The organism is Gellertiella sp. DMC107, assembly GCF_056313605.1.
The window spans coordinates 828,502-845,412 of record NZ_JBQUZZ010000002.1 but is presented as its reverse complement, the minus strand read 5'-3'; the positions used below and the strand labels follow the sequence as shown (position 1 = coordinate 845,412).

The following is a 16,911-nucleotide window of genomic DNA, read 5'->3' as shown; positions in this document are numbered from 1 at the left end:
AACGGCTGACGGGCTTGATTCTGGTGGTGTCGGATGGCGCTCCTCCCGACCCTTGACCGCAAGATCGCACTACAATTTGCACAAATCAATCGCCTCTGATAAGCATCCATTGTGCAAAATTCGAAACAAGGTCCTCATGAACTGGGATGATGTGCGGATGTTTCTGGCCGTTGCCCGCACCGGCCAGTTTCTGGCGGCGGCGAAGCGGCTGGGGGTCAACCATGCCACCCTTTCCCGAAGGGTGACGGCGCTCGAGGAGGACATGAAGACGCGGCTTCTGATCCGGCGCACCAATGGTTGCGAGCTGACGGCGGAAGGGGAGATCTTCCTGCGGGCGGCGGAGCGGATGGAAACCGAGATGCTGGAAGCCCAGGCCCAGGTGGGACGGGTGGACAGCGCGCTGGCGGGAACGGTGCGGATCGGCGCGCCCGACGGCTTCGGCGTCTATTTTCTTGCACCGCGTCTCGGCCAGCTGACGGCACGATATCCCGAGTTGAAGATCCAGCTCGTGCCTGTGCCGCGGTCCTTCTCGCTCTCCCAGCGGGAGGCGGATATTGCGATCACCATCGAGCGACCGGATCAGGGCCGACTCATCTCTTCTCGCCTCACGGACTATTCGCTCGGGCTCTATGCGTCCCGGTCCTATATTGCCGAGCAGGGAACGCCGCTCGGCGTCGACGAACTGAAGGAGCACCGACGGATCGGTTATGTGGAGGATCTGATCTACTCCCCTTCCCTCAACTATACCGGTGAAATCATGCGGAACTGGGACGCCGGTTTCGAGATATCGTCCGCCATAGGCCAGACGGAAGCTGTCCGCTCCGGGGCCGGCATCGGCATCCTGCACAACTATATCGCCCGGCAATTTGGAGACCTGGTCAAGATACTGCCGGATCTCGCCATACGCCGGGCGTACTGGACGATCTATCACGAAAGCGCCCGGGATCTGGCGCGGGTGCGAACGGTTGCCGACTTCGTGCACCAGATGGTGCGGGAGGAGCGCCAGATCTTCCTCTGATCGATGCCTATTTCGCACCGAGGACCGCGCCGGGCACAGGCACCTGCACGGCGCTGATCGGGCGGGCGGCCGTCGTCGTCGTATCGATGGCGGCGGCGACGGGTGCCTGAGGCGGCAAGGCGGCGGTGACGGGCAGCGGAACGCGGGCCGCGTTGGGGATCACCACGGGCGCGGCACCATCGACGTAAAGAGCGCCGGCCGGCGGCTGCTTGCGCGTGATCGGCAGCACCACCGTGTTCAGGTCCTCGGCCCGGTAGGTCTCGACGCGCGCCACGGTGCGACGATGGACAGGTTTGGGCCGCACCGGTTCGACAGCAGGCTCCGCGAGGGGGACCGCGGCGGCGAGAGCGCCGCTGCCGCTGGCAAATTCCAGCATGGAAAGGGTTTCTGCCGAAACGGCGCGCACCCTCAGACCGTCCATCAGCGTTCCGATGCGATCCTCCGCAAGGGCGGGATGGCAGAAGCGCACCCGCACCTGAAGGCGGTAGGCATGTTTGCCGGTCGCCATGGCCGCCAGCGGATTGCCCTGTGCCGGCTTGATATATTGCCAACCGTAGAGGCAGCTGCCGGCATTGCCATAGGGGCCGGTCGCATAGCCAAAGGGTCCCTGGAGATTGGAGCCGGACAGAGACCGGAACTGCATGGGCACACCGGGCAGCGCAGCGCGCATTTCCGCGTGGATCTGCCGCCGGGACGGGGGATTGAGATAGGCGGAGTCGAGGTCGGGGCGGCCCACTTCCACGGTGACGATGTTCTCGCCGAAGCCCCGCTCGGTATTGCCGTAGACGACGGTCTGCTGGAGATAATCCTGGCGGACCGTCTGGCGCACCGTGCGGATGCCGCCCGCGGTGACCGGCAGCATGGCAACCGCATAGCCGGGAGCGACTTCGCTGGCGATGGTCGGCGCCTGCGGCGCATCGACCGATGCGGTCAGGAACGGATCCGGTTCCACCGTCGAGCAGGCCGCGAGCGCGGCCGGCAGCAGGCAAAGGGCAAGTATGGTCCGGTTCATCGTGCTACTTCCTCGATTGCGGCGAGGCCTTTCATCATTTCCGGATCGGCAAGAGACTGGTTGAGGCGGGTGAAGATCGCCTTGGCTTGCGCCTTGTTGCCGAGCTTGTAATGCGCCCAGGCGCGCAGCACCGAGAGATCGGTCGGCTCCTGTACGAGCTTGATGCGCGCATTGAGCGCCGTCAGCGTGCCCTGGAAATCCTTGTGGTCGAAGGCGGAGCGGGCGCGCTGCCAGTAGATTTCCGCGCGGACCTCCCGATCCTTGTCCGCATCGAGCGGATAGGCCGTGATCATCGCCTCGGCATCATCGGTCAGCTTGGCGCGCAGGGCGGCAAGTGCCGAGCCATAGGCTGCATCGTGGCGAACGCGACCTTCGCCCCGGAGCGCCAGCCCGAAGGAATTGCGGGCATCAGCAATCCGGTTCAGGCCCAGATAGCACCAGCCGCGAATGAGCTCTGCGTCAGACGGTACCCGGCCCATCGCGTTGATCATGGAGAGGCATTCCGAGTAGCGCTTTGCCTTGAAGGCAGCGAAATATCCGCCGCGCGGCGCCTTGTCGAGCTTGACCGTTCGGGGCGCAGGCGGCTCGGCAGGCACGACCTCGGGCTGCGGTGCGTAGAAAGGCTGCGCGGGCGCACTCGCATAGACGACCATCGGCTGCGCCGCTTGTGCCGCAGGTTGCACCATCACCGGCTGGATGGCCGCAGGCTGCACCACCGGCATCACGGCGGGCTGGACGGCAGAAGCAACCATGGCGGGCTGGTAGCCGACCGGATCGACCACCGGCTGCGGCTCCGCAACCGGCAGGGCCTGCGCTATGGCCGGCGCCTGCCGGTAGACGATGACCGGCTGGCCGGTTGTGGGGCTGGTGACGACCACGGGCTGCAGCGCCTGCGCCTGGGGGGCGCGGGCATTGAGGATCTCGGCCCACATATCCGGGTAGAGATCTCCGAAGCGGGCGCGGAGGGCTGCAAATTCTTTTTTCTTACCCTCGCGCAGGAAGGTCAGAGCGATGCCTTTCAGGCGGTTCGGCTCCTCCTCCCAATTCCATGACTGGACGAACCATGCTTCCGATGCCGGATACTGCATGGAGTTATAGGCGTACCACGCAAGAATTTCCGCGTGATCGGCCGATTTGGTCTTGAGAATGGTGGTCGAATAGGCCTCGACGGTCTTCGGATCGATCGGACCGAGCTCCGGCTTGGCGAAGCGCAGGGAAAGCGCGTTCATCAGGAATTCCGGATCGTCGGTCAGCTCCTTCAGATGAGCGGCCGCGAGCGCATAGGCTTCCTCGTCCCTCTTTTGCTGGGCGAGGCTGAGATAAAGTCCCTTGGCGAATTCGGGTGTGGCCTTTTCGTCCAGCGCCCGCTTGAAGTAGGGCTCCGCATCCTTGGGCAGCTTGAGCTTCAGGAAGTACCAGCCGAGCAGAGACATATCCGCCGTGTCACCCTTGGCTGCCACGATATCGCGCAGACGCTGGATGTCCTTTTCGGCAATCGGCTGCTGGCGCTCGGACCGCAGATTGAAATCGGCAATATCCCGACGGATGAAATCGTCCTGGAGCGGCTTCAGTCCGGCGATCAGCGCCGGATTGGGCCAGAGCGACGCCATCGCGCTGCGAACTTCCTCCGGTTCGAAATCGCGGGCGGCCTTCTGAAGCGTGGTCACGAGGACCGGCTCCGGAAACCGTTCGGCCTTCGGGCGGAACAGGATGGCGCGATAGACATCGAGCAGCGCATCCGGCATGGCCGCTTCGCGATAGGCATCGATCAGCATCCAGAGAAGATCGGCATCCTTTTCCTTCTGCAGGTTCATGCTGCCGGCAGTGGAAATCACACCCACCCAATCCCGGCCGCGATAGGCCTTCGTCAGGGTCACACGCAGCTTGCGCCGTTCCAGCTTGGTGCGGAAGTCTTCCGACGGCTCCCAGCCAGGATTCTGGGACTTGAGATCGGATACCCGGGCATCCACACCGGCGAAGTCATCCTTCTCGTACAGGCGCCAGAGCGGGGATTCGTCTACTCTTGGCTTGGTATTGGCGGTGTAGAGATCGGCGGGAAGCTGGAAATCCGGGTATTTGTGCCGCAATCTTTCCGTTTCCGCAGTGACCCGCGCATCCTGTTTTTCCCGGGCGTAGTAATACAGGGCGGAAAGTTCCACCTCGTCGGGCTTCGGAATATCGGCGGATTGGCCGGCAGGGTCGCTGGAGGCGTCCGGTGCCTTGACCGGTGCCGCCTCGGGCACCTCCCCGGATGGCGCCGGCGGCAAGGGCTGGTCGAGCGCGGCGGCTGCATCTTCCTGCGGCTGCTCGCTGGGGGCGGGCGGCACCAGGCGGGTCGCCCGAATGGACCCGGTCAGGAGTTCGATGGAATCTTCTGCCCGCGGCGCATCCAGCGCCGGAAGCAGCAGGGCCGCCAGAGCCAGACCGCCGAGAAGGTGCTTGCGATAGGACTTGATCATTCCGACCGTACCCCCTTTTTCGGGACGATGAAGCCGAGCCACAGGCCGAAGCCAACGAACAGGGCAAGCACAAGCCCGATGTAAACCTGGAAATTGTCGGAGAACCACGACGCGGCAAGGCGGCGGAAATTGCCGAAGCTTTCGTCGGTGATCTCGCGGATGAAACGGTGATCGGCCTGCTCGGTCAGAAGCTTGAGGTCGCTCGCCCGGATGCTCGCGGTGGCGCCTTCCAGTCGCTCCCAGGCCGCCGGTTCGGACAGGGCACGGAAGCCCTTTTCAAGATCCGCGGGGGTTCGTGCGCGAATGGCGGTCAGAACACCCTCCCCGCCGGCGAGCGCGCTTTGGCGCAGGGTGAGAAGCGTGTCCTTGTCTTCAGGCAATACGTCGTTTCCGGCTTCCTGATACCGAAGCCAGCTATTGAAGCGGTTGGACAGCTGGCTCAGCCATTCCTGTGTCCGGGCATTCAGCGAGCGTTCGCCGCCCGTCGCCGTCGACTGGCGGAAGGCATCGAGCAACGCTTCGGACCCGGCCGAAACAGCCGCATCGCCATGGCTTGCCGAAGCGGTTGTGAAGGCATCGACGGCGGGGACCGGTTTTCCGGACGAGCTGCCGGGGCCCTCGATGGCGGCCGCATGGCCGACGACGGCCTCTTCCGTCGCAATTTCCAGCACGTCGCCTGTCGGGTGTTCCGGCAGGGCGCCGAACGAGATCGCAGCCTCGACCGGCTTGCCTGCGGCCAGCGCCAGGCGGGTCACGGCGGTTGCGGCAACGCCCAGCGTCTCGCGGCCAGGCCGGTCGACGATGACGGCAAAGGGCTTGCCACGGCCATAGGGGTAACCGGCCCCGGCGAAGGCGCCCAGATCCGGCAGGCGGCCGATGCGGGCCAGCGCCGGAATTTCAAGGGTCGATTCCTTCAGCATCATGAAGCGGGGCTTGTCATCTTCCCGCTGGCCGGGTTTGCAGGCCTCGTCGGATGGGGCCGGCAGCTCCGCCAGCAGCTCGACCCGGTTGGACCCCGGGCGGAACGCTCTCAGCGGCATTTCGATCGGCTTGTGACGGAAAACCTCGCCATCCGTGTTGCGGAACGGAAGGCTGGTGACGACGCGGTCGTTCACCCGCACCAGGAATTGCGCATGGGGCATCAGACCCGGCGCTGTCGCCCCGTTCAGATAGAACTTCATCGTATCATATTCGGCAGGGTAGAAATCCGCCGGCATGTCGATGGTAAAGCGCGACCGGGAGAGACGGCCGGCGAAGGGCTTTGCCTCATATCCCGTATCCGCCAGCGTATAGCGGGCACCCGGCTGACCGGAGACGCCGCCGGGACGCGGTGCCAGAATGCCGGTCTGGAGAGCGGCATTCAGCGGGCCGCGGAGTGCGGTGAGCAAGGCGGCCTGCAAGGCCTCGCGGGACGCGCCGCGCAGCGTGACTGCCACGCGGCCCGTTTCCGCGGCATCCCGAATGGCAAGACCGCTGGCGGCGGTGGCGAGCGCCTTGCGCGCGGCTTCGGGTTGTCCCTGTTGCCCGGCCTCCCCGACATAGAGGTCGATCCCCGGCCCGGTTCCCGGCTCGGGGGCGACCGTGACGGCAATATCGCGGCGGTTCATGGCCAGCGCCAGCGACTGCAAGACGGGCAGCGCCTGATTGACCAGTCCGGGATTGCCGTCTGCTGCGGCGACGAGGCGGATTTCGGTCTGCTCTTTCCCGTTGCGGGCAACCGCGAGAAGATCGGCAGGCTCTTCGAAATGGAAGGGCAATGCGGTGCGAAAGCCGCTGGCCGCAGCGGACAACCGGGTCCAGAGTTCATAAGTGGCCGGAAGCGAGCAATCCACCCGATGATGTTGCACGGCGCGCAGGCGAACGAGATTGCGGCCCGCCCTCACCTGCTCGCCCCGCAGGGGAATGCGGATGGTGCTGATGCCGTTGGGCGAGCGGATGGGGAAATCGCCGACCGCCAGACCGTTGACGGTCACATCGATGCGCGCCGTGTCGGGCAGGACCGAAACCGCATTGTCATAGGCGATTTCGAGCGTGCCGCCCGCCAAACGCAACCGCTCAGGGACGGCGAAGGTCAAGGAGAGGCTATCATCCTCGCCGGTCAGCTTCAGCGATGAGGCAGACTGTTCGAAGGGGATGAGCACGCCCGGCTGGATCGGTGCTTCCGGCTTGGCGGCCACGGCGGGGCTGGCCGCAACGGCTGCCTCGACAAGCGGCTGCAGACGGTTTTCGCCCGCGCCGGCCGGGCCGGCCAGCACCGCCACGGATCCGGTCAGCGAAAGGAGGAGTGCAAAGAGAGCGGATTTTTCAGCCATAGACTTGCGCTCCCTTGAAGCTTTCCACCACGTCCGGAACCTCGATGTCTTCGAGCCGGTACTTCGGCTTCGTCCGGATCGTCATCGGCGCATCGTCGATGGATTCGACGGGTGTTTCCTGGACGCGACCTGCCGCATAGACGAGGGCCCGCAGTGTTTCCCGAAGTGTCCAGACAGCAAACTGGGCCGTGCCGGCGAAGAAGCCGAGGCGACTCTGGCGGCGGGTCAGGCGCTCCTGAAGGACGGCCTGGTCGGAATACATCAGCTCGGCAATCGCCATGAAGGTTTCCGGCGTGCGTTCCTTGTAGGCGAAGCCATAAACGGCGCCATCGGTGCCGGAGCGCATATTCCGGCGCTCGACCTCGACGGCGATGATCTGGCCGTTGCGGCGCAATTCCAGCGTCGCATCGAAGGGCCCCTGAGCCGGGATCTCCGGCATGTGATCGAGGAATTCGACGGTCATGCCGCCGCTGGAGGCATCGTTGACGACAACCGAATGCAGCGTTTCCCCCACCCGCATCAGCGCATGACGCTTGACCGGCAGCCGCTGGTTGCGCCGCAACTCGCGCCGTTCCGACACCACGCCCAGGGCTGCGCCTGCCAGACCCAGATTGAGCAGGTTCCAGCCAGCCACGATCATCAGCAGGTCGGTGGCGAGCGGTTCGGTGAAGAAGCGCCAGGCGGAATAGAAGGCGGCGGCCAGCAACAGGAGAAAGATCGCGAAATAGGGACGCGCGAGCGGCGAGAGCATGCTCTTTTCCAGAGTCTGCCCCTTGGCCGTGACATTGAAGGTCGGCTTGCGGGGGTTGCGCACCACGCTGACGATCGAACCGATCAACATGACCGACTGGACATATTCGTAGAGTTCCGACACCCAGGGCCAGCGCACCCGGCCATACAGATAGCTCTGCATGGCAAAGGAGGAGATGAGATAGGTCAGGGCATAGGAGGCGAACTCCATGATGTTCGCCTGATAGATCTCCAAGGAGAAGAAGATGTACAGGAGCGGCGAGAACATGAAAGCCAGCCGCGACAGCGGAAACAGCCAGAACAGGTTGATCCCGGCATAGCAGATGCGCTGTGCGACGGTCAGTCCACGGGCCAGGAAGGGGCGGTTGAGAATGAGGATCTGCAGCATGCCCTGGCACCAGCGGGCCCGCTGGCCGATGAAGGATACGAAGGTTTCCGGCTGCAGACCTGCGATCAGGGGCTTGTCGACGTAATAGCTGTGCCAGCCCTTGGTATGCAGGGCAAGCGCGGTTTCGCAGTCTTCGGTAATGGACTGGCCGGCGAAACCCCGTGTGGTTTCCAGTGCCTTCCGGCGCAGGACAGCCGCCGAGCCGCAGAAGAAGGATGCATTCCATTTGTCCAGCCCGCGCTGGATGACGGAATAGAACATCTCGTTCTCCGACGGCATGCGGGCAAAGGTATCGAGGTTCTTTTCAAGCGGGTCGGGATTGAGGAAATAGTGGGGCGTCTGCACGAGGAAGAGCTTCTCTTCCACCGCAAAGAAGGGAACGGTTTCCCTGAGGAACTCGCGGACCGGGGCATGATCGGCATCGAAGACGACAACCAGTTCGCCCTTCGAAATCCGAAGGCCATCATTGAGGTTGCCGGCCTTGGCATGATCGTTCTTCTGCCGCGCGTGATAGATCACGCCCATGGACTCGCACAGCGATTTCAGCAGCTCGTGGCGGCGCATGGCCGCCAGCGCAACACGCGGATCCTTGTGGTTGCGCTTGGCTTCGGTGCCACCGTCATCCAGCAGATAGATCGCCAGTTTTTCCCGGGGATAGATCATGGATTTCGCCGCCGCGAGCGTGGCAGCCAGAAGCTCCGGATCTTCGTTATAGGTGGGGATGAACACATCCACCGTCGGCAGCGCGGCGGCATCGGTGATCGCGGGCGCCTTCCGGCTGAGCGGATCGGCCAACATGAAATAGCTCACGCCCAGCATGACCAGACAGTACATTTCGGCGATGTAGAGCATCAGCCCCGGAATGAAGTTCAGCGGCTCGGAAATATCCGGCAGCGTCTCCGTGGTCCGCCAATAGGCATAGCGAAGCGCCAGTACGCCCGACAACACGAAGGTCATGAGACGGAAGGTCTTGTTTCCGGGGCGGCTCATGGCAATGAACAGCATGCCGAGAACCGCGAAGCTCAGCACAAGCTGCGCCTGCAGGCTGATCGGCAGCCAGAGAACAAAAAGACCCAATGTGCCGGCAGTGATTGCCGGCCATTTGAAGCACATCATGTGCGAACCCCTGAGAAGCACTGGCCTCGACGTCATGTGTGCCAGTTCATGCAACAGGGAAACGGTAGTTTGTTAATACTGAATCATTTCCTAATTCGTGATCAAAGCGTTACACCTCCGCGTGTGATGGTTAAGGCCCAGTAAACCCTGAGAATCCAAAAAGCCGTGGAGTATCCTCCTACCTTCCCTAGCGGGATCAAGAAGGAGGTCCGGACTTTAGCGGGCCGTCATGACGGACATGACGCCGACATCAGGCCTATCGAAGGCCTCTGCCGCCTTTTCGTGGAGCACCTGCTCTCCCGACGTCCCCTCCGATCGAAAGAAACATCCGGAAAGACAGTCGCCGGCTGGCGCCGATGAACTAGAGCTCGCCGCGCGAAACGTGGGAAACAGGAAAGATGGATTGTTGGTTCAGCGCGGATTTTGATTGGCCGAAGGTGTGGAATGGTACGGTTGAGTGGATTCGACCCGATCTAATGTTTTATAAATATCATATACTTACAATCTTTTCACCGGGCATTGTAGTGCATTTTGTAGTGCGTTTCCTGATCTTAGATCTGTAAGCCGTTCCTTGAGACTCACCTGAGGATGCTTCCACAAAGATCAAGCAAAGCAACGGGGCGTTCACTCTCGTTCTGCTGCACGGCTTTGGAAGAGTTTCTACTTTTTGGGGGGAACTATCTTTGCACTCACAAAGGAGCATAGCTGCTTCGCGCCTTCGTTACGGTCGTAGAGCCCGGTTGGTTGAAAACCTGCAAGCAGCCGGTCCGGTTACCTAGTCCGCAAAGCGCCTCCATTCCAGCCGTTCGAGCGATACTTGCCACATCCTGAAAGCCGACATTGCTTATGACATTCCTCAGAGATTGGGGCGACCAATTACGCACGCTAAAGTTAGCGGTAACCAGCCCGACCGCCAGGGATCATGTTGAGCCGTCTACCATCATGCCAATGGCCGCGCACCAGCGCTTCTTCCGCTTCATACAGCGCTTCCACGTCGGTGGTGACGGCCATCACCTTGTGATGGATGTAGGTCACCCGCTTAGCCTCTAGTTCCTCCCGCAGCCTGCGATGGAACAACAGGTTGCTGCCCTTGCGCATCGCGCGTCGATGCTCGGCCCAGCGGGTCTTCCAGCTCCGCGTCGTGATGCCGACGTAGAAGTAGCCATCGACGGGGTAGGAGTTGCCCTCTCCGAAGATATGCTGGTAGAGGACGAACGACTTCTTCGGCCAATCAAGCGGCGCGATGAGGAGGTTAGCAGGTGCCGAGAACAAGATGCTTGGTTCCGACACGTGCGCCGATGGCAGATTGATGTCGAACCTGCGCGCCGCGGCCATGAGCGCCATGTCGGTCACCAGGTCGAGCCGGATCACGGGTGACAGTATGAGCTCCTCCGCTTGTCGAGGATTACCGGACCTATAATCACGCGCGCCGATCGAAACGTGCCGGTGTCCCGCACGCATGCGCTGTTGCGGCGCGACGAACTTCAAGCCGTTGCGCATCATGACCATGTGGAAATCTGGGATGGCGTCGCCAGCCTTGATCCGGATCACGCCACCTGGCTCTCGCGCGCTGTTAAGCCAGAACTTGCCATACTCCGTCTCGCACCAGTCACGCAGATGCCGTTGGACCTCTCCGCGCAGCTTATGCATCGGTGATGGTGTAAGATGCTCCCACCACGCTCTATCGATCGAAACCGGTGCAGCCATCGCCTATCCAGCCGCTGGCTGCTCAAGATGTTGGGACTCGGCAGACGCAACGAGATAAGCGGTGACTGCGTCCGCTTGCGCCGCAGCCACTCTGACATCTTCCGCTTCGTACTCGCTGATACGCATCATCATCCGGTAGTGCGCGCCGTGCCCCGTGCGCTCGAACACCTCTCTGAAGACACGCAGATAGCCTTGCACTGCATTGTCATCGACGGCGACGTATATATCATCGTGTGAGCTGTGCGATCCGTCATTGATCCACGAAAACAGCGAGGCGCATATCTGGGCATCGCGTCCTTCAAAAAGTGCGACGATTTCGTCCTGCTTCAGCCCGCCAAGCACAGTCAGATAGTTCTCGACGATCCGGCGCATCGTATTCTGAATGGTAAGGTTCGGTCGGTCCGGGTTGCGCACCTCATCCCACAGCAGTTCGTATGAAGTCTTGATCGGGTTGTAATCGTAACGGGTTAGCGACGACACATTCTCGCGTTTCCGAACGATCCAGAAAGTCTCGAACGGCCGCGCACGGTCACGGCGCTCTCGGTCAAAACTGACCTCTTTGTGAAAGTAGATGTTGTGAGTGAGCACGAACACCTGCCGTACGTTGCCTGCATTCTGGCGAACATCAGAGATAACCTTGCGGATCAGAGCACTGACCACGAAGAGGACGTCGGCGTCGAGACTGGAGACGGGATCGTCGAATACCACAACCTTCTCGACGGCGGTACCGGTGTTCGTAATGCTGCCAGCTAGCTGGTGATAGAAGTAGAGGAAGGTGATAAAAGAGCGCTCCCCTTCGCTCAAGGAGTGAGCTGCATCGCTCCCGTCCAGTCGAACGAGGCGATACATGTCCTCGCGCTCACCCGCCACCTCAAGGCGGAAGTTGGAAAAGCCATACTGGCTGAGAATTCGATTGATGGAATCAACTGTCGGGCGAACGCTGGTGATCGTCTCCTCGATCGCGGAAAGTTGGCGTCTTAGTTCCGCTCGCCGCGTGCGATTGTGGTCCATGCTGCGGCGCATACCGTCGATCGCTCGGTTAAGCTTGCTGGCCGTAGTCTGGTAGGTTTCGAGATCCGTGCGTCGTTCCTCAACGACAAACCTCCATATCTGCGCGGTCAGCGCCGACTTCGCTTTGGCGAGGTTGCGAATGGTGGCGTTATACTGCTCGGTCTCTTCATTCGCCGCTGCGATCTGAGCGGCGACTGCAGCAGTCAGCTCGACCGTAGCGTCGAGTTCTACCAAAGCACTCGGCTCCTTACGTTTCGCCGCAATACGTTCAATGTTGAGTTCGAAAGCAGTCTTCAATGCCGAGAAGCGTTCGCCGAGGACCGCCGCATCCACAAACCGATGTGACGTCGCAACGAGGTCGTCAATGCGGGCGACGACGGCATTGACGGCCTCCTCATACGCCGCCGCGAGAAGGCTGATTGAGGCGAGATCAGCCTCATATTGCTCGTCGAAGAACGCATTGAGATCATCAAGCAGTCTTGTGGGCGCTTGCTGCTGACAGAATGGGCATGGGCCATCGGCGTTGGTCAGATATCCAACGCCCTGCTTAACCCAATCGCTGTTGCCAAGGCGGCCGATGAGAGCGGCCACGACCACGTCGTCGCGGCCCACAATGCTTCGGGCGAGGATCGGGGAAGCCTCCAGACCCGCGAAGCGGTCGAAGGAAATCGGAGCGATCGCGATCTCCGGCGTCGCGGCATCCTGGAAGACGGTCGCCGCCTCTGCCGTCAGGGCGTCCAGGGTCTTCAACTCCGAAGTGTTGCCCTCTGCCTCGGCCAGCAGCTTCGTGCAGAAGTCGATCTTCTTGCCACGGAAGCCGGTGAAGGCGCTCATGAACGTGTCCTTGTGGTCGACCTGCGACTTCCAACATGCCTCGATCAGTGCTGCGCGCGCCGCCGCGAGTTCGGCCTCGCGGCCGCCGGCCCCGTCCACACCGACGAGATTCCGGCGCAGGTTTACCAGATCGTTATCAAGTCCAGCAATCTCGCCCGTAAGGCGCTCGATCTCCGCCACCGCCCGCGTCGAATCCTGGCCGAGCGTAAAGATACCCTGCATCTGGTCGCCGAAGCTGGCATCGGCGAAATCTCGGTTGAAGACCAGCGCCTCAAGCTGGCGTCCGTCGCGCCAACTCACGTTATAACCCGCGTTGATCGACGGGTTACGGATCGCGCGCGAGATCGTCGTTTTGCCGCAACCGTTGTGGCCGAACAGGTAGTTGACCTTCTTCAGGTCCGTCAGCCGCTCGCCGCCCGCTGGATATGTCGCCACGCCGGCGATCTCGATTTCAGTAATCAAGCGATTTCCCCCAATACCACTCGAAAAGCAACCCTAGCTAGCAAACGTTATTGGAAATGCATCTTACAAACAAGTGTGCGCCTGTTACATAGTGCCCGCGTTCGCCGGTTACCCCAAGTAGGATAGTGGTGGCGAGACTGCGCCCGCTGGTGCAACAATCTCATAGGTACTCCCGCTGGTCGCGTGCTCTCCAACGGAGCAGAACAGATTGGAGCCGATGCATCATGTCGCGCTGCATATTTCCGCTTATAACCCCGTTCCTTCGGAACCAGACCTACAGCTTCCGGCCCATAAACGGACGCTGCAGGACAAACATGGCCTTGCCTAAGATGGGTTAGAGACCCGATTGGGGGCTTGCGGAAACTGCCTACCACATGCCACCCCTCCTTAGCCAAGCAATTTGAAATACGTTTCGTTCGATGGACAGCGTGAGGAGCCGCAATGCAGCAAACCCAAGACTTATTAGCCCGTGAAGAGGCGCTTCGAGCTGCAATGATAGCGGGCGATGTTGGAGCTTTATCTGAACTGATTGACGACGACCTGGTCTTCACAGGCCCGATGGGAAACGTAATGACGAAGGCGGAGGATTTGGAGGCCCACCGTAGCCGCGTCCTGCAGATCCGGCGTCTTGATCTCTTCGAGACGACTCTTCACCCAAGACACGGCCACATCGTCGCAACGACCAAAGCTAAACTGGAAGCCATATACGACCAGCATCCGGTGTCGGGCACTTTCGCCTACACGCGAATCTGGGTTGAAGGCGAACGTGGATGGCGCGTCGTGGCAGGTCATTGCTCCAGGATCGGAGACCTCTGACCAACGGACTTGCAGGTCTGACAATCATCGAGCCCCGCCAACATATTTGGAGACGACACTTCGCAGCCTTCGGCAACTTGCCAGCTTGATGAGAAGGCAATTTTGCCCTTCGATCGTATGCTGAATTTTCGGGCAGTAAAAATACAGACTTGCACCATTCTGCTCTGTCAGCTGGCGGCGGCGAGTGGCCCAAGTAACGTTGTCACGGCAATAAGGGTCCAATCATTGATGATGTGAGCTCCTGTGCTTACCCAGATATTTTTGGACCACATATAAGCCAGTGTTAAAACAATTCTGGCACTTCCAATGACCAAAACACATTGCAGGATGTTCCAGTTGTAGGTCGGTAGATGGATCAGCCCAAAAGCAATTGCAGACAAGGTCCACGCGCAGATAATCGAGGCGTTTCGGCCAAGGCCGAGCACTTGATATGAAAATGTGAAAATGGCCAGGAAAGGGAGGATTGTGATTAGCTCTTCTCCCAGAAGCTGAAGGCCGACCTTGGCAAAGAAATTCACCAGAAGCATGCCGTTCAAGCCTGCGGCGTCTGCAACGGCTTGGTTCGAAGACACAGTGCCAAGAGCCTTTAAGGCAGCGCCGATAGCCAGCGTTATAAGGATGTTCAAGAGAGCGAAGGAAATCATGAGCATGAGCTCACCGAAGCCAACTTTCCTGAAGATGGCCAACCATCCTACCGGTGTTGCAATCCTCAGGCCTAAAAGCGGAATACCTGCAAACAACGCGGCCCGCAGCCACCCGGTGTAGATGCCATCCTCAAATGGCAAGGGGAGCACCAGGCTCACAAAGCCTGCAATCACACCCGCAAGAATAATCAGCCATCCGGAAACCGATATGCGCCATGGAACACCGTTATAGTAAGGAAAGTCGCTGTCCAGTGTTTCAAACGGCAGGCGCTCATTGTGACTGGATGGGGTGCTGAGCATGGCGCTATCCGTAAAGAGTTCATTATCTGCGTCAATGCTATATCAGTATCAGACCTATTCTGTATCCACTTAAATGAGGTTCTATCACTTTGGAGCATCTAGAAAAGAAATCCCCCTCCTTTTGTCGAAGCGAAGAGCATTCATCGAGACCGCAAACCCGTTCCCGGATGGATGTTGACCAACCTTAATTCTGCTTCACTAAAGAAAGAAGGGACTTGGGCGGAAGAAGCATCATTCGTGTTGGAATTCTTGTTTGGGGTCCATCGCGGAGGACTTCAGCAATGTCCATTTCGTTTTGTGCCAAGTTCCGAATGAACACTTGAAGTTGACGCCGATCCTGAATTCCCAGTGCGAATGCATGTTGAAGGCAGATTTCAAGGTATCGTGCTGTTTGGCCCAGATGAGATATGCCGCGGTCTGCGCATTCACCTTCGAGGACCATTTCGAGCATGTCCAACATGCCGAGCCGCAGAGGCGGGCCAATCACGTCCTTTCCACAACGATACCGCTGTATCCTTGCCCTCCTTCATTCTCCCATCTTTGCAGTTCTTCCGGCATTTTGGGCAGATAGACAATCATTGAATTTGCCTGCACTCCCTTCAACATCTTCCTGATAATTCCGCCTTCGTGAGCAAAACCGATGCCAGGCTTCGCGGTCATGTTGGCGGTACGGTATCCAGCTCGAAAGAGCACCTCCTTCGCCGTTGTTAGGAGGCCGTTTATCTTGTTGTTCTCATTGGCATGGGTCATCCTGATATCCTCCGTTGGATGAATTCTAAAGTAGAAATATCGCCAATCCGACGAACAAAAGAGATGCAATAAGACTGGCCTCCAACATAAATCTCGCGACCGTTCGAGCACTCGAATTGTCCGTAAGTTCAGGCTTAGAAATGTAAGTCATGTCATGGATCCTTCCAAAAATATTTATTTCCAGATTTAGAGATATTTTGTATTTTTATTAATGAGCACTTTTATTAATACTACTTAATATAGGCCATATTGTGGCGCCGTAAAACATAGACCTTCTCGCCCTGACTTAACAATGCAGCAGAGAGCAGTTCCTGCCAATTGGAAACCAGTGATCCTATGTTGCCTAAAGGTCGTTCCCGCCTAGGCCTCCAGATCAGGTTTTCCGCAGTCAACTGATCCATTTGAAAGTTCAGCCAGTTGTCTGATCATCCGAGGGGCAGCTCCTTTGAAGGAGGGCAGACGCGGGTGAAGCGCGTTCAACTTTTACCCGCGCTATTGTTATTTATATATTTTTTTAACATTCTCCGCGCGCTTGGGGCTCATTTTGTGGCTCATTTTGTGGCTCAAATCGCGGTCACGAATTCAACCAACCGTCGCCTCGCTTGGAATAGAAAGTATGGAGCTTCGGCTTCATATGTTAGCAAGGAAACAACTCCTCAAGCGAGAGGAGCATTACATAGCCAAGGCCATTGATATCTATCTGCCCGGCTTTCGGATTTCTTTCTATATATCGGCTTAATATATCCACGTACTGGTCTCCGGTAATCACACCTTTTTCCGGAGTACAAAAAAGCCTCCCCTGACCGCGCTGGGCGAGCACCTCATTTACGGCGTCCAGTGTTCGCCCCGACGCGAAGATAAAGCCTCTAAACCCGTCATGGCCATCCTTGGCATACTTGGCCACTGTTGCCATGTTGGTATCATCAGCAGCCGCCATCGGAACTGACCAGACTATTGCGAGCGACGCGGTTAATGCGCCTTTCATGAAATTCATTGCGATCTCCAAGGTATGGGCAAAAACAGTATCTGTTCGATGAAGCCGGGTTAAATGAGAAGCAACAATTTTACATGTCAACCAGCTTGCAGATTACTCTTGATCACGCCCCATTTCGTTCTATTTTCGTTCACCGGGAAGGCGTCATCGGAGAAACGGATTATGTCAGACGGCCCCATAATAATCGACACCTATGGATCACTGCTGGAATATGGCTATTCGGTTTATGTCTACTGCGAGAGCTGCGAGCACAGGACCGCTCTTGATCTAAAGCGGATTAACCCCGTGCGACGGTTCGTCAATGACCGATACAGGTGCAATGAGTGCGGCGGGAGAGG

General features: G+C 59.3%; 11 protein-coding genes. 2 read left to right on the top strand and 9 right to left on the bottom strand.

Going from position 1 to position 16,911, the window contains the following annotated elements:
- Nucleotides 1-136: 136 nt before the first annotated feature.
- Nucleotides 137-1,018 (top strand): LysR family transcriptional regulator, encoded by an 882-nt coding sequence (locus ACT54B_RS09545; protein ID WP_476044498.1) that lies wholly within the window; start codon nucleotides 137-139, stop codon nucleotides 1,016-1,018.
- A 7-nt stretch (nucleotides 1,019-1,025) separates the two neighbouring features.
- Here ACT54B_RS09545 and bcsN read toward each other — a convergent pair whose 3' ends face one another.
- The 6 genes from bcsN to ACT54B_RS09515 form a co-directional block, all read right to left on the bottom strand.
- Nucleotides 1,026-2,030 carry a cellulose biosynthesis protein BcsN gene (bcsN, locus tag ACT54B_RS09540; protein WP_476044496.1) on the bottom strand — a complete coding sequence of 335 codons (1,005 nt, stop codon included), beginning with the start codon at nucleotides 2,028-2,030 and terminating at the stop codon, nucleotides 1,026-1,028.
- On the bottom strand, nucleotides 2,027-4,489 hold the full coding sequence (locus ACT54B_RS09535) for a hypothetical protein (RefSeq protein WP_476044494.1): 2,463 nt from the start codon (nucleotides 4,487-4,489) through the stop codon (nucleotides 2,027-2,029). The genes bcsN and ACT54B_RS09535 overlap by 4 nt, the downstream gene beginning before the upstream one ends.
- Nucleotides 4,486-6,801 carry a cellulose biosynthesis cyclic di-GMP-binding regulatory protein BcsB gene (locus tag ACT54B_RS09530; RefSeq protein ID WP_476044492.1) on the bottom strand — a complete coding sequence of 772 codons (2,316 nt, stop codon included), beginning with the start codon at nucleotides 6,799-6,801 and terminating at the stop codon, nucleotides 4,486-4,488. The genes ACT54B_RS09535 and ACT54B_RS09530 overlap by 4 nt, the downstream gene beginning before the upstream one ends.
- The gene (bcsA, locus tag ACT54B_RS09525; RefSeq protein WP_476044490.1) at nucleotides 6,794-9,055 is read right to left on the bottom strand and encodes a UDP-forming cellulose synthase catalytic subunit; all 2,262 of its coding nucleotides are present in this window, start codon (nucleotides 9,053-9,055) and stop codon (nucleotides 6,794-6,796) included. Before bcsA ends, ACT54B_RS09530 begins: the two co-directional genes overlap by 8 nt.
- 891 nt (nucleotides 9,056-9,946) lie before the next feature.
- Nucleotides 9,947-10,762: a GIY-YIG nuclease family protein gene (locus tag ACT54B_RS09520; RefSeq protein ID WP_476044488.1), complete on the bottom strand. Its 816-nt coding sequence runs from the start codon at nucleotides 10,760-10,762 to the stop codon at nucleotides 9,947-9,949.
- A 3-nt stretch (nucleotides 10,763-10,765) separates the two neighbouring features.
- Complete coding sequence (locus ACT54B_RS09515) at nucleotides 10,766-13,069, bottom strand: AAA family ATPase (RefSeq protein ID WP_476044487.1); 2,304 nt, start codon at nucleotides 13,067-13,069, stop codon at nucleotides 10,766-10,768.
- A gap of 441 nt (nucleotides 13,070-13,510) precedes the next feature.
- On the opposite strand from ACT54B_RS09515, the gene ACT54B_RS09510 reads away from it, so the two are divergent.
- Complete coding sequence (locus tag ACT54B_RS09510) at nucleotides 13,511-13,885, top strand: nuclear transport factor 2 family protein (protein ID WP_476044485.1); 375 nt, start codon at nucleotides 13,511-13,513, stop codon at nucleotides 13,883-13,885.
- Nucleotides 13,886-14,052: 167 nt separating this feature from the next.
- Here the strand turns inward: ACT54B_RS09510 and ACT54B_RS09505 are convergent, their stop codons facing one another.
- The 3 genes from ACT54B_RS09505 to ACT54B_RS09495 all read right to left on the bottom strand — a co-directional run bounded on the left by ACT54B_RS09505 (nucleotide 14,053) and on the right by ACT54B_RS09495 (nucleotide 16,573).
- Nucleotides 14,053-14,829 carry a CPBP family intramembrane glutamic endopeptidase gene (locus ACT54B_RS09505; protein ID WP_476044484.1) on the bottom strand — a complete coding sequence of 259 codons (777 nt, stop codon included), beginning with the start codon at nucleotides 14,827-14,829 and terminating at the stop codon, nucleotides 14,053-14,055.
- Between the two features lie 483 nt (nucleotides 14,830-15,312).
- Entirely contained in the window at nucleotides 15,313-15,579 is a 267-nt protein-coding gene (locus ACT54B_RS09500) for a hypothetical protein (RefSeq protein ID WP_476044482.1), read from the bottom strand.
- A gap of 637 nt (nucleotides 15,580-16,216) precedes the next feature.
- A complete protein-coding gene (locus ACT54B_RS09495) occupies nucleotides 16,217-16,573 on the bottom strand; it encodes a hypothetical protein (protein WP_476044480.1) in 357 nt (118 codons plus the stop codon).
- Between the last annotated feature and the right edge of the window lie 338 nt (nucleotides 16,574-16,911).

Bases quoted from the DNA above. Each gene is read 5' to 3' on its own strand.
- ACT54B_RS09545 (WP_476044498.1), top strand. From the start codon at position 137: ATGAACTGGGATGATGTGCGGATGTTTCTGGCCGTTGCCCGCACCGGC.
- bcsN (WP_476044496.1), bottom strand. From the start codon at position 2,030: ATGAACCGGACCATACTTGCCCTTTGCCTGCTGCCGGCCGCGCTCGCG.
- ACT54B_RS09535 (WP_476044494.1), bottom strand. From the start codon at position 4,489: ATGATCAAGTCCTATCGCAAGCACCTTCTCGGCGGTCTGGCTCTGGCG.
- ACT54B_RS09530 (WP_476044492.1), bottom strand. From the start codon at position 6,801: ATGGCTGAAAAATCCGCTCTCTTTGCACTCCTCCTTTCGCTGACCGGA.
- bcsA (WP_476044490.1), bottom strand. From the start codon at position 9,055: ATGATGTGCTTCAAATGGCCGGCAATCACTGCCGGCACATTGGGTCTT.
- ACT54B_RS09520 (WP_476044488.1), bottom strand. From the start codon at position 10,762: ATGGCTGCACCGGTTTCGATCGATAGAGCGTGGTGGGAGCATCTTACA.
- ACT54B_RS09510 (WP_476044485.1), top strand. From the start codon at position 13,511: ATGCAGCAAACCCAAGACTTATTAGCCCGTGAAGAGGCGCTTCGAGCT.
- ACT54B_RS09505 (WP_476044484.1), bottom strand. From the start codon at position 14,829: ATGCTCAGCACCCCATCCAGTCACAATGAGCGCCTGCCGTTTGAAACA.
- ACT54B_RS09500 (WP_476044482.1), bottom strand. From the start codon at position 15,579: ATGACCCATGCCAATGAGAACAACAAGATAAACGGCCTCCTAACAACG.
- ACT54B_RS09495 (WP_476044480.1), bottom strand. From the start codon at position 16,573: ATGAATTTCATGAAAGGCGCATTAACCGCGTCGCTCGCAATAGTCTGG.